Annotated in this window: 9 protein-coding genes and 1 pseudogene; 9 read left to right on the top strand and 1 reads right to left on the bottom strand. The window is 63.5% G+C overall.

Annotated elements, in window-relative coordinates:
* Nucleotide 1: 1 nt before the first annotated feature.
* The 9 genes and pseudogenes from BN2475_RS12770 to BN2475_RS12730 all read left to right on the top strand — a co-directional run bounded on the left by BN2475_RS12770 (nt 2) and on the right by BN2475_RS12730 (nt 10,181).
* On the top strand, nt 2-1,165 hold the full coding sequence (locus tag BN2475_RS12770; protein WP_094779887.1) for an acyl-CoA dehydrogenase family protein: 1,164 nt from the start codon (nt 2-4) through the stop codon (nt 1,163-1,165).
* Nucleotides 1,166-1,184: 19 nt separating this feature from the next.
* Entirely contained in the window at nt 1,185-2,363 is a 1,179-nt protein-coding gene (locus tag BN2475_RS12765; RefSeq protein WP_094779886.1) for a CaiB/BaiF CoA transferase family protein, read from the top strand.
* Between the two features lie 71 nt (nt 2,364-2,434).
* Nucleotides 2,435-3,835: an MmgE/PrpD family protein gene (locus BN2475_RS12760; protein WP_094779885.1), complete on the top strand. Its 1,401-nt coding sequence runs from the start codon at nt 2,435-2,437 to the stop codon at nt 3,833-3,835.
* Nucleotides 3,832-4,641, top strand: coding sequence for an HpcH/HpaI aldolase/citrate lyase family protein (locus BN2475_RS12755; RefSeq protein ID WP_094779884.1), 810 nt, complete (start codon nt 3,832-3,834; stop codon nt 4,639-4,641). Before BN2475_RS12760 ends, BN2475_RS12755 begins: the two co-directional genes overlap by 4 nt.
* 3 nt (nt 4,642-4,644) lie before the next feature.
* Nucleotides 4,645-4,824: pseudogene (locus BN2475_RS12750) on the top strand (LysR family transcriptional regulator); the annotation flags it as partial.
* Between the two features lie 299 nt (nt 4,825-5,123).
* Nucleotides 5,124-6,623, top strand: coding sequence for an L-piperidine-6-carboxylate dehydrogenase (gene amaB / locus BN2475_RS12745; RefSeq protein WP_094779883.1), 1,500 nt, complete (start codon nt 5,124-5,126; stop codon nt 6,621-6,623).
* 237 nt (nt 6,624-6,860) lie between these two features.
* Nucleotides 6,861-8,033 carry an NAD(P)/FAD-dependent oxidoreductase gene (locus BN2475_RS12740; protein WP_094779882.1) on the top strand — a complete coding sequence of 391 codons (1,173 nt, stop codon included), beginning with the start codon at nt 6,861-6,863 and terminating at the stop codon, nt 8,031-8,033.
* A 132-nt stretch (nt 8,034-8,165) separates the two neighbouring features.
* On the top strand, nt 8,166-9,374 hold the full coding sequence (locus BN2475_RS12735) for an aminotransferase-like domain-containing protein (protein ID WP_094779881.1): 1,209 nt from the start codon (nt 8,166-8,168) through the stop codon (nt 9,372-9,374).
* Between the two features lie 423 nt (nt 9,375-9,797).
* Nucleotides 9,798-10,181 (top strand): hypothetical protein, encoded by a 384-nt coding sequence (locus BN2475_RS12730; RefSeq protein WP_094779880.1) that lies wholly within the window; start codon nt 9,798-9,800, stop codon nt 10,179-10,181.
* Between the two features lie 51 nt (nt 10,182-10,232).
* On the opposite strand, the gene rpoD is transcribed toward BN2475_RS12730, so the two are convergent.
* The gene (gene rpoD / locus BN2475_RS12725; RefSeq protein WP_094779879.1) at nt 10,233-12,227 is read right to left on the bottom strand and encodes an RNA polymerase sigma factor RpoD; all 1,995 of its coding nucleotides are present in this window, start codon (nt 12,225-12,227) and stop codon (nt 10,233-10,235) included.
* Nucleotides 12,228-12,875 lie beyond the last annotated feature (648 nt).

Below are 12,875 nucleotides of genomic sequence, written 5' to 3'. Positions count from 1 at the left end.
TATGCAAACCACGCAGCATGATTCCTTCCAGGACATTCGCGAAGCAGTGCGCGATCTGTGCCAGCAGTTTTCCGGTGAGTACTTCCGCAAGATCGACGAAGCACGCGGCTATCCGGAAGAGTTTGTCGAGGCGCTCACCAAGGCCGGCTGGCTGGCCGCGCTGATTCCGCAGGATTTCGGCGGCTCGGGGCTGGGGCTCACGGAAGCGTCGGTCATCATGGAAGAGATCAACCGCGCCGGCGGCAACTCGGGCGCGTGTCACGGGCAGATGTACAACATGGGCACGCTGTTGCGTCATGGCTCGCAGGAGCAGAAGCGCAAGTATCTGCCGAAGATCGCGAGCGGCGATCTGCGTCTGCAATCGATGGGCGTGACGGAGCCGACCACCGGCACGGACACCACCAAGATCAAGACCACCGCCGAGCGGCGCGGCGACCGCTACGTGATCAACGGCCAGAAGGTGTGGATCTCGCGCGTGCAACACTCGGACCTGATGATTCTGCTCGCGCGCACCACGCCGCTCGCGGATGTGAAGAAGAAATCGGAGGGCATGTCGATCTTTATCGTCGACTTGCGCGAAGCGATCGGCCACGGCCTGACCGTGCAGCCGATTCTGAACATGGTCAATCACGAAACCAACGAACTGTTCTTCGACAACCTCGAGATCCCCGCCGAGAACCTGATCGGCGAGGAAGGGCAGGGCTTCAAATACATACTCGACGGTTTGAACGCGGAGCGCACGCTGATTGCCGCGGAATGTATCGGCGACGGATACTGGTTCGTCGACAAGGTCACCGAGTACGCGAAAGAGCGCGTTGTGTTCGGCCGTCCGATCGGCCAGAACCAGGGTGTGCAGTTTCCGATCGCGCGCTCGTTCATCAACGTCGAGGCGGCGAGCCTGATGCGCTTCGAGGCGGCGCGCCGGTTCGATGCGCATCAGCCGTGCGGCGCGCAGGCGAACATGGCGAAGCTGCTCGCGGCCGACGCATCGTGGGAAGCTGCCAACGCATGTCTGCAATTTCACGGCGGCTTCGGCTTCGCGTGCGAATACGATGTCGAACGCAAGTTCCGCGAAACGCGTCTTTACCAGGTGGCGCCGATTTCGACCAATCTGATTCTGTCGTACGTGGCCGAGCACATCCTCGGGTTGCCGCGTTCGTTCTGATTTTCGGGCAGACATGCACATGAGACCACTCGACGGGATCAAGGTCGTCACGCTCGAACACGCGATCGCCGCGCCGTTCTGCACGCGTCAACTGGCGGATCTCGGCGCGCGGGTGATCAAGATCGAACGCCCTGGCGTCGGCGATTTCGCGCGTGGCTATGACGAACGCGTGCATGGACTGTCGTCGCATTTCGTCTGGACCAATCGCTCGAAGGAAAGCCTCGCGCTCGACCTGAAGCAGCCCGCTGCAACGGAAATTCTCGACGCGCTGGTCGCCGACGCCGACGTGCTGGTGCAGAACCTCGCGCCTGGTGCAGCGGAACGGCTCGGTCTCGGCTACGACGCGTTGAGCGCGAAGTATCCGAAGCTGATCGTCTGCGATATTTCGGGCTATGGGGCCGACGGTCCCTATCGCGACAAGAAGGCGTACGACCTGCTGATCCAGAGCGAATCCGGCTTTCTGTCGATCACCGGTTCGCCGGGCGCGCCCGCCAAGGCGGGCTGCTCGATCGCGGACATCGCCGCCGGCATGTACGCGTATTCGAACATTTTGAGCGCACTGCTATTGCGTGGCCGCACCGGGCGCGGCTGCCGCATCGATGTATCGATGCTGGAGAGCATGGTCGAGTGGATGGGCTATCCGCTCTACTACGCGATCGACGGTCAAGCGCCGCCCGCGTCGGCGGGCGCGGCGCACGCGACGATCTATCCGTACGGACCGTTCCCCGCCGGCGACGGCAAAACGGTGATGCTCGGTCTGCAAAACGAGCGCGAATGGAAGCTGTTTTGCGAGCGCGTGCTCGAACAACCGGAACTCGCGATCGACGAGCGCTTCGCCTCGAACTCGAAACGCACGTCCGCGCGTGAGGCACTGCGCGCGGTGATCGTCGCGGCGTTTGCGAAGCTGAGCGCCGCGCAAGTGATCGAGCGGCTCGACCAGGCGGGCATTGCGAACGCGCAGATGAACACGCTCGCCGACGTGTGGGCGCATCCGCAACTCAAGGCGCGCGAGCGTTGGCAGGAAGTCGGCACGGCGGCGGGCGCGGTGCCCGCATTGCTGCCGCCGGGCTTGCCCACCGACTTCGAGCCGCGCATGGACCCGGTGCCCGCGCTCGGTCAGCACACCGAAGCAATCCTGCGCGAACTCGGCTATGACAGCACGCGCATCGACGCGTTGCGTGCGTCCGGCACGATCTGAACCGCCTTTTTCGTGCCGGCGTGTGAACGACGCCATGCCGGCAATCTGAACAAACCCGACGCGACACTCACATGAACGATCATCCCAGTCTCACGCTCGCCACCTTCGCCGCGCAACTCGATTTCGACAGCATTCCACCCGCGGTGGTCGAGCGCACCGTCAACCTGTACGTCGACTGGCTCGGCTCGGCCTTGGCCGGCAAGGGTGCGCGGCCAGTCGAAACGATCGCGCGCTTCGCGCGCCAGGCTGGCGGCGCGGCGAACGGCGGGCCCTGCGAAGTGCTGATCGACCGCAGCCGCACCACGCCGTATTTCGCGGCGATGATCAACGGCGCGGCATCGCACTTTGCCGAACAGGACGACGTGCACAACGGCTCGGTGTTTCATCCGGCGACCGTGGTGTTTCCGGTCGCGCTCGCGCTGGCGCAAGCCCAGCGCGCGTCGGGACGCGACTTTATCGCGGCGGCGGTCGCAGGCTACGAGGTCGGCATCCGCATCGGCGAGTTTCTTGGCCGTTCGCACTACAAGGTGTTTCACACCACCGGTACGGTCGGCACGGTGGCGGCCGCGGCCACCGCTGGCCGGCTGCTCGGTCTGTCGCCGTCGCAGATGCTCGACGCGTTCGGCTCGGCGGGTACGCAGGCAAGCGGTCTGTGGGAGTTCCTGCGCGACGCCGCCGATTCCAAGCAACTGCACACCGCGATGGCAGCCGCCAACGGATTGATGGCCGCGCAACTCGCCGCCGATGGTTTCAAGGGCGCGACGCACATTCTCGAAGGCGCGCAAGGGATGGCGGCCGGCATGTCGAGCGACGCCGATCCGGCGCGCCTCGTCGACCGCCTGGGCAACCGCTGGGCGACCGTGGAGACATCGTTCAAGTATCACGCGGCGTGCCGTCATACGCATCCCGCCGCGGATGCGCTGCTCGCCGTGGTGCAGGCACACCGTCTCGCACCGACGGATATCGCGAAGGTCGTCGCGCACGTTCATCAAGGCGCGATCGACGTGCTCGGCGCGGTCGTCACACCGCGCACCGTGCATCAGGCGAAGTTCAACATGGGCACGGTGCTGGCGCTCGTCGCGCAGCACGGCTATGCGGGCGTGACGGAATTCGAGCAGGGCTTCGACGCGGCTTCGATTGCGGCGTTCCGCGACAAGGTCACGATGGCGTTCGACGCCGAAGTCGATGCCGCCTATCCCGCGCGCTGGATCGGCAAGGTGACGGTGACGACCACCGACGGCCGCGTCTTCGACGGCCGCGTCGACGAACCGAAGGGCGACCCGGGCAACACGCTTTCGCGCGACGAGATCGCGACCAAGCTGCATCGGCTGGCGGCGTTTTCGGGCGCGGCCACCGAAGGCGAGGCGGCGCTCCTGCTCGATCGCGCGTGGCAGATCGCGGGGCAAGCACAGGTTGAAGCGGTGTTCGCAGCGGTGTGCGACGAAAAATCCAACGCGACGGTCGACGCATGAGCGCCGCGCTGCCTCGTTCGTATCTGTTCGTGCCTGGCAATCGGCCCGAGCGGTTCGAGAAAGCGCACGCTGCCGGCGCGGACGCGGTGATTCTCGATCTCGAAGACGCCGTGCAGCCGGACGACAAACCGGCGGCGCGGGCGGCCGTGCTGGCCGCTGTATCCGGCGAGGCATCACGCGCCGCGTGGGTGCGCGTCAACGGCTCGGATACGGCGTGGTTCAACGACGACATCGCCGCGCTGGCCGGACAGGCAGGTGTCGCCGGAATCGTGTTGCCGAAGGCCGAGACTCGTGAGCAGATCGAGACTGTGCTGGCGCACGCGCATCCTGCGTTGGGCGTGCTGCCGATCGTCGAGACGGCGCGCGGCATGGCGAACTTGTCGGTGTTGTGCACCGCGCCGCGCGTGCAGCGGATCGTGTTCGGCACGCTCGATTTTCAGATCGATCTCGGCATCGACGGCGATGGCGAGGAATTGCATCTATTCCGCGCGCCGATGCTGGCGTCACGGCTCGCCAGCATCGGCGCGCCGGTGGATGGCGTGTCGACCACCATCACCGATACGGATGCCGTCGAAGCCGATGCGCGACGCGGTCGGCGCTTCGGTTTCGGCGGCAAGCTGTGCATTCATCCGAAGCAGATCGAAGCGGTGCATCGCGCCTATGCGTGGAGCGACGCGGACAAGGCGTGGGCGCAACGTGTGCTGGCAGCGGTGCAGGCCAGCAACGGCGCAGCGGTCGCGGTGGACGGCAAGATGGTCGATATGCCAGTGATTCTGAAGGCACGCAGCATCATGGCGAGCCGGTAAGCGGTCGGTATCGGCATCGTGCCGGAGTCGGCCGCGCTGCGGCACAGGAAGACGACGCAGATTGCGATCGTCGGATTGAACGATCCGTGGGCCGAACGCAAGCTCAAGATCTGCGTGCGCAGCCTGAAGGACTTGCCGCCGTTCGCGCGGGAGCTGGTCGACAGATTGATGGCCGGTGTGTGAACGCAACGCTGACAATGCGCGTTGGCGCGCGTCAGGCAGTATTCAGAGCGTCGATAGCCGCGAACCGCATTTCCAATAAGAAACGAACCTGACTGCGCCTGCTTCGCGCCGCAGCGTGCCAGCCGAGCGCGGGCGCTAGCCGGAAGCGACGATTCCTTCACACTTACAAATTAGACGCAGCAAGCCCGTCCACGGTCTTGGGCACGCGGCCCAGGGCAAATAGCCTTGTCGCCACAAAAACCCGCGTGTATAGTTTCCGAACTTACTCTTGTTTCGTATCGGAAATTAAAGGGGTTCACATGGACGCTTCCACCATCCTCGCCGACCTCGGTATCGCCCACGCGGCGCAGGCCGGCGATCTCGCGGTTCATTCGCCGATCACCGGCGAGCTCATCGGCCGTGTGGCCAGCAGCACCGTGGCGGACGTCGACACGGCCCTCGCCCAGGCGAGAGCCGCCTACACCGCGTGGCGCAACGTGCCGGCGCCGCGACGCGGCGAACTGGTGCGGCTGCTCGGCAACCGTCTGCGGGAAAAGAAGCAGTCGCTCGGCAGCATCATCACGCTGGAAACCGGCAAGATCCTGCAGGAAGGCATGGGCGAAGTGCAGGAAATGATCGACATCTGCGACTTCGCGGTCGGTCTGTCGCGCCAGCTGTACGGCCTGACGATCGCGTCGGAGCGTCCGGGTCACCGGATGGCGGAGACATGGCACCCGATGGGCACCTGCGTCGTGATCTCGGCGTTCAATTTTCCGGCTGCGGTGTGGTCGTGGAATGCGGCGCTCGCGCTGGTCTGCGGCAACGCGGTGATCTGGAAGCCATCGGAAAAGACGCCGCTGACTGCGCTTGCCGTCAATCAGATTCTCAACGACGCACTCAAGGAATTCGGCGATGCGCCGGCCGGCCTGACCGCGCTGATCAACGGCGGACGCGACGTCGGCGCGAAGCTGGTGACCGATCCGCGTGCGTCGATCGTCAGTGCGACGGGTAGTACGGAAATGGGCCGCGCAGTCGGCGTCGAAGTGGCGAAGCGCTTTGGACGCTCGCTGCTCGAACTTGGCGGCAACAATGCGGGCATCGTCGCGCAAACCGCCGACCACGAACTCGCGATGCGCGGCATCCTGTTCTCGGCAGTGGGCACGGCGGGGCAGCGTTGCACGTCGCTGCGGCGTCTGTTCGTGCACGAGAGCGTGTACGACAAGACCATCGAGCGTCTGAAGCAGCTGTACAGCAAGGTGCCGATTGGCAACCCGCTCGAAACAGGGACCCTGATGGGGCCGATGATCGACAAGCAAGCCTATGTCCGCATGCAGGAGGCGTTGCAGCAGGCCACGGCCGAAGGCGGCAAGGTGTTCGGCGGCGAGCGCGTCGAGGTGAAGGGTTACGAGGGCGGTTACTACGTGCGCCCGGCGATCGTCGAAATGCCGTCGCAAACATCGGTAGTACTGAAGGAAACCTTCGCGCCGATTCTCTACGTGCTGCGCTATACGGATTTCGCGGATGCGGTCGAGGCGAACAACGCGGCGCATCACGGTCTGTCGTCGTGCGTGTTCACCACCGACCTGCGTGAGGCGGAACGCTTCCTGTCGGACTCGGGCAGCGACTGCGGCATCGCCAACGTCAACATTGGACCGAGCGGCGCGGAGATCGGCGGCGCGTTCGGCGGCGAGAAGGAAACCGGCGGCGGCCGCGAGTCGGGTTCGGATGCGTGGAAGGCCTATATGCGTCGCGCGACCAACACGGTCAACTACTCGTCGGCGTTGCCGCTCGCGCAGGGCATCGACTTCAATATCGGCTAGGCGCGTTAGCGCGATTTCGTGCATGGTGGCGGCGCGCACGCGCGCCGTTGCCGTTGTTGTTGCCGTTGCCGTTGCCGTTGTTGTTGCCGTTGCCGTTGTTGTTGCCGTTGCCGTTGTTGTTGCTTGTTGCTGTTGACGTTGCCGCCGTGCGCGCCAGCGCTCTTCGGCAATCCGCTTTAGCAATCCGTTTGCGCCGCCCGGCGTTTCAGAGCGGCCACGTTACCCGTGGAGTGAGACGTGAGTTCCAAAGTCGTGATCGTCGGCGGTGGGGTGATCGGCAGCTCGATTGCGTATTTTCTGCGGCTGTCCGACCCGACAGTCGGCGTCACGGTGATAGAGCGCGATCCGACCTATGCGCGTTCGTCGTCGGCATTGTCGGCGGCGTCGATCCGTCAGCAATTCTCCACGCCGCTGTCCATTCAGATGTCGCTGTTCGGCATCGAGTTTCTGCGCTCGATCGGCGAACGGCTCGAAATCGACGGCATGCAGCCGTCGATCGATCTTCACGAAGGCGGCTACCTGTTCCTCGCGACGCCCGCCGGTGAAGCCACCCTGCGCGAGAATCACGCGCTGCAAAAGCGCCTCGGCGCCGATATCAGTCTGCTCGACAAGGACGCACTGCAGGCGCGCTTTCCCTGGCTCAACACCGAGGACCTCGTCGCCGGCGCGTATGGCGAAAGCGGCGAGGGCTGGTTCGACGGTTACGGTCTGGTGCAGGCGCTACGCAAGAAGGCCCACGCGCTCGGCGCGCGCTATGTCGCCGCCGACGTCACCGCGCTCGATCGCGATGGCAACCGTATCACGCAGGTGCGGACCGCGAACGGCGAAAGCTATGCGTGCGACGTGGTCGTGAACGCCGCCGGCGCGTGGTCGCGCAAAGTCGCGCAGATGGTCGGCATCGATTTGCCGGTCTACGCGCGGCGGCGCAGTATTTTCAATGTCACGTCGCCCGCACGGCTCGAACGGTGTCCGTTGCTGATCGATCCGAAAGGCGTGTACTTTCGGCCCGAAGGCAATTCGTTTATTTGCGGCACGTCGCCTTCGGCGGATCATGACCCCGACGATCTGCCGCTCGACGAAGTCGATCATGCGCTATTCGACGATGTGATCTGGCCGACGCTCGCGCATCGCGTGCCGCAATTCGAAGCGCTGCGCGTGCAGAATTGCTGGTCCGGCTACTATGAGTACAACCTGCTCGATCAGAACGCGATCATCGGTTATCACCCTGACGTCGACAACTGCATTTTCGCCAATGGGTTCAGCGGGCACGGTTTGCAGCAAGGTCCGGCGACGGGGCGTGGCATCAGCGAACTGATTCTGCAGGGCCGCTACACGACACTCGATCTGGGTGCGTTGAGCTTTGCGCGCGTACTCGAAAACCGGCCGATCGTGGAGAAGAACGTGGTGTAACGACGCGTCGGAGTGGTGCAAAAAACGCAATACGTAGTGCGTAGATAGCTTTTGCCACCCATTCGCGCGATGGCCACAATCGACGCCGAACTTCCTTAGAAAGAGACATCGACAGATAAGCGGCCCGCCACCATGTTCAAGTTCAATTCCGCATTCGAAGCGCCGACCGGCTCGCCAATCCGCGAGCTGTTCAAGTATCTGGCGCAGCCCGGCATGATCTCGTTTGCCGGCGGCTATCCGGCCAGCGATCTGTTCGATCGTGAAGGGCTCGACGCGGCGGCGGCGCGTGCATCGCAACAGATCACACAGTGTCTGCAATACGGTCCGACCGACGGCCTTGCCATCCTCAAGGAACAACTCGCGAGCCTGATGACACGCCGCGGCGCGCAGTGCGCGCCGCACGATCTGCTCGTGACGACCGGTTCGCAACAGGGCTTCGATCTGCTGCTTCGCGTGATGGTCGCGCCGGGCGACGTGGTGCTGGTCGAACAGCCCGCGTATCCGGCGACGTTGCAGGCGCTGAAGCTGCAACAGGCTGACGTGGTGACGGTGCCTGTCGATCAGCATGGGCTCGACGTCGCGGCGCTCGCCGCGCTGCTCGAAGCCGGCACGCTGCGCGCTGCGCCGAAACTGCTATACACGGTGCCCACCTTCGCCAATCCGACTGGCGCGACCCTGTCGCTCGAGCGCCGCACCGCGCTGCTGAAACTGGCGGCGCGTTATCGCTTCGTGGTCGTCGAGGACGATCCCTACGGCGACCTGCGTTTCAGCGGCGCCGCGTTGCCTTCGTTGCTTGCATTGAGCGATCAGGTGCCGGGGTCACGCGACTGGGTCGTGCATTTCTCGAGCCTGTCGAAGATCGTCGCACCGGGCCTGCGCGTCGGCTGGATGGTCGCGCATGCGGAGATTCTGCGGCGTTGCGTGGTCGCCAAGCAGACCGTCGACCTGTGCAGCTCGCCGTGGACCCAGGCGATTGCCGCGGCCTACCTCGCGAGCGGCGCGCTGGAGCGTCATCTGCCGGGTATCGTCGATGCGTATGGCGTGAAGTGCCGGGCGCTATGCGATGCGCTCGATGCGCATATGGCGCACAGCATCGCGTTTCATCGTCCGGCCGGTGGCATGTTCGTGTGGGCGCGATTGAAGTCCGGACACAATGCGTCCGATTATCTGCGCGCGTGTATCGAACACAATGTGATGTTCGTGCCTGGCGTCGCCTTCTACAAAGACAATATCGACGCGGCGGCACTGCGCCTGTCCTTCGCCGCGCCTGGTGTGGCGGATATCGAAACCGGCGTGCGAAGAATGCAAGTGGCGCTCGAAAGTCTTTCCGGTCCAGGTTGACGCACGTTCACGACGCAGCAACGGGCGGCGCTCGGCCGATTGTTGCCGTGCTGTTCGGCTTGTCCACAGAAACTGGGCACAAGTCTGTGGACAACTTGCGCATGATTTACCCAACTCATTGAGCGAATTGGTTTTCCGGTCCATGCTCTGAATCAGTTGCAGGCGTTCTTTAGCCGCGGCGGCGCGCCGCTATTTTCATGCAGATAACTCTCCGACGCCGCGAACCAGCGAGTGAAGCGGATTGCGCTTACCGCCCCTTACAGGCTCTCAAGTTCGGGCTCATAGGCGTCGATAGGTTTGGTGACCGACGGTGCGTCGAATCGCCGTGTACGGCGCGAACAAAGTGACATACCCAGCGGCTTGAATTGCCGTAGCCGACGGATGGCGCAGCGCATGCGTCGAGGGAAACGAACGGAGGTAGCTATGCAAATCGACAGTGCGATGTCGCCGACATTGCCGACACCGGATCGCGCGACGACGAGCGGCGCATCCGCAGCGAACGACGCCGTCGCGCAGACCGCGACGTCTGCAACATCCGCGCAGGATGACGCGGTGCAAATTTCCGCCGAGGGCGCGGCAGCGGCGGCTCAGGATGGCAGTACGACGGCGCAGGACGGCGCGGGCAGCGATTCAGCGGGAGAGAGCGCGCCGGAATCGGGCGCCTCGGCAGTGCAGTCGTTTGCGTACGGCACGCTCGGTCTCGAGCGGCCGGATCAGTCGCATGAAGATCGCGATGCGTTCTACACGGCTGGACGTTGGCTGGCAGCGGGAATGACCATCGGCGGGATCATCTCGCTGCTTGCTTGAGGAGGGAGTTGCGCTTGCCGTGCAGAGCGCACGGCAAGCGCGATCGCTGATTTAGCGGTCGAGGAACGACTTCAGGCGATCGGCGCGGCTCGGATGCATCAGCTTGCGCATGGCCTTGCTTTCGATCTGTCGAATCCGCTCGCGGGTAACGTCGAACTGTTTGCCGACTTCTTCGAGCGTGTGGTCCGACTTCGTGTTGATGCCGTAGCGCATGCGCAGCACCTTTGCTTCGCGCGGCGACAGCGAGTCGAGCGCGTCGTCGATGGCGGCGCGCAGGTCGGCTTGCATCGCGGCATCGGCCGGCGACGATGCCGCCGAATCTTCGATCATGTCGCCAAGCGTGGCATCGCCGTCGTCGCCGACCGGCGTTTCCATCGACACCGGTTGCTTGGCGATCTTCAGAATGCCGCGCACCTTCTCTTCCGACAGATCCATGCGTTCGGCGAGCACCGACGGATGCGCTTCCTGACCGGTCTGCTGGAGGATTTCGCGCGAAATCCGGTTGAGCTTGTTGATCGTCTCGATCATGTGCACCGGCACGCGGATCGTGCGAGCCTGGTCGGCGAGCGAACGCGTCACGGCCTGGCGGACCCACCATGTGGCGTACGTCGAAAACTTCCAGCCACGACGGTATTCGAACTTGTCCACGGCCTTCATCAAGCCGATGTTGCCTTCCTGGATCAGGTCGAGGAACAGCATGCCGCGGTTCACGTACTTCTTCGCGATCGAGATCACGAGACGCAGATTCGCCTCGATCATCTCGCTCTTGGCCTTGCGCATCTTCGATTCGGCCGCGACCATCTGGCGATTGATCTCTTTCAGATGCTTCAGCGGCAGCGAAACCGTGGCTTCAATTTCAATCAGTTTCTGCTGTTCGGACTGGATCGCCGGCAGATGGCGCTCCAGCGCCGCACCGTATGCCGACGCACCGCGCGCTGCGCGTTCCGTCCAGCCGAGTTCGGCTTCGTGGCCGGCAAACGACTCGATGAACTTCTCACGCGGCATGCCGCACTTCGTGACGACGATTTGCAGGATGTTGCGCTCGATCGCGCGCACTTGTGCGACCTGGTGTTGCACGTCGCCGCACAGACGGTCGATCGTGCGTGCGGTGAAGCGGATTTTCGCGAGGTGCTGCTGGATTTCTTCGCGTGCGCGCAGATAGGCTTTTGAGGTGACGTCGCCGCGCGTATGCGATGCGTTCATCTGATCGGACAGTATGCCGACCTGGGCGAAGATTTCGAGGCAGTCGCTCGTGAGTTGCTTCAGGCGCGCTTCGTCCGCGGCCGACGAGTCGGCCGCGCCGACGTCGTCGTCTTCATCTTCTGCGTCGTCTTCGCTGGCGTCCGTGTCTTCGTCGGCATCCGCATCCGCGCTCGCGTGTTCTTCCGCGGCGACCGTGTCTTCATTCAGGCCGTCGACCAGTTCGTCGATGCGCAACTCGCCGTCGGCGACCTGTTGGGCGCTCGCCAGAATCGCGGAGATCGCGAGCGGACAAGCGGCGATCGCCTGCACCATTTCGTGCAGGCCGTCTTCGATGCGCTTTGCAATCGCGATTTCGCCAGCGCGCGTCAGCAGTTCGGTTGCGCCCATTTCGCGCATATACATGCGCACCGGGTCGGTCGTGCGGCCGAATTCGGAATCGACGGTCGACAACGCGACTTCGGTTTCCTCGTCGGCCTGATCGTCCGACACCACGGTGGGGGTGTTCGAGTTGAGCAGCAGCGTTTCCGCGTCGGGAGCTTGCTCGTAGACCTGCACGCCCATGTCGCTGAACGCGCTGACGATGCTGTCGATCGCCGCGGTTTGCGTGAAGTTGTCGGGCAGGTGATCGTTGATCTGCGCGTGAGTCAGGTAGCCTTGCTCTTTACCCAACTGGATCAGCGCGCGCATCAGGCGCTGACGTTCTTCGGCTTGTTGCGGCGGCAACTCGGCCGCCACCGGGATCGCTTTGCCGGCGCCTTTGCCTTTGGCCGCGCGGCCGGATGGAGCTTTGGCGGTGTAGCTGGCAGTTTCGTGTTGCGAATCTTCGCGATCAAAAGGGTTCACGTATTTTCCTCTAGAGGCTTCGCTATGAGACGCAGGACGCTACCGTCAGGCGTTTCGAGCATGGCTCAACATCACCTGAGTGACTCAACGCGGTTGTTTGGCTGTGCTCTGGGGAGCAAAAAGATGAGCCCGCTCGAAGCGGGCCGATAGAAATATGCGAAATTCGCGCGGCTCGCATTATATACGAGCTTGCGCCTTCGCGCTCACGGGGGCACATCAATTAATCACGCAAGCCGGTTGCGAGTCCGCCATGGCGGCTCGCACGCTCGGTTTGCGCGGTCCTTGGCGCGCGCCGTCCATATTGCGGAGGATCTCCCTCGTCTGCACCAGACGGGATCAGTTCCCACGCTTTCGCTATATCTATATATACGTATATGGGAGCGCATGCGCTGACATCAATCCACGCTCGCGCGGGTTGTGTTGTTTAAAAGAAATTTCACAAATGGGCTTGACGGCCTGACATCGGCTCTCCATAATCTCGCTTCTCTGCTGCTGATGCAGCGACGCAGACCGAAGCAGTGCCAGGTGGTGGTTGAGCCGGGTGCGGCGGGGTAGCGGATCGATCTTTAAAAACTAACAGCCGATAAGTGTGGGCGCTTGATGCGGAATGCGACGGCGGATTCTTTCGGGAGTCTGCGGTCAGGCAAA

The sequence above is a fragment of the Paraburkholderia ribeironis genome (assembly GCF_900019265.1).
Classification (GTDB): Bacteria; Pseudomonadota; Gammaproteobacteria; order Burkholderiales; family Burkholderiaceae; genus Paraburkholderia; species Paraburkholderia ribeironis.
This window is presented reverse-complemented; position numbering and strand designations above follow the sequence as displayed.

Excerpts from the sequence above, each read along its gene's own strand:
- BN2475_RS12735 (WP_094779881.1), top strand. The coding sequence starts at position 8,166 with ATGTTCAAGTTCAATTCCGCATTCGAAGCGCCGACCGGCTCGCCAATC.
- BN2475_RS12765 (WP_094779886.1), top strand. The coding sequence starts at position 1,185 with ATGAGACCACTCGACGGGATCAAGGTCGTCACGCTCGAACACGCGATC.
- BN2475_RS12770 (WP_094779887.1), top strand. The coding sequence starts at position 2 with ATGCAAACCACGCAGCATGATTCCTTCCAGGACATTCGCGAAGCAGTG.
- BN2475_RS12730 (WP_094779880.1), top strand. The coding sequence starts at position 9,798 with ATGCAAATCGACAGTGCGATGTCGCCGACATTGCCGACACCGGATCGC.
- amaB (WP_094779883.1), top strand. The coding sequence starts at position 5,124 with ATGGACGCTTCCACCATCCTCGCCGACCTCGGTATCGCCCACGCGGCG.
- BN2475_RS12760 (WP_094779885.1), top strand. The coding sequence starts at position 2,435 with ATGAACGATCATCCCAGTCTCACGCTCGCCACCTTCGCCGCGCAACTC.
- BN2475_RS12755 (WP_094779884.1), top strand. The coding sequence starts at position 3,832 with ATGAGCGCCGCGCTGCCTCGTTCGTATCTGTTCGTGCCTGGCAATCGG.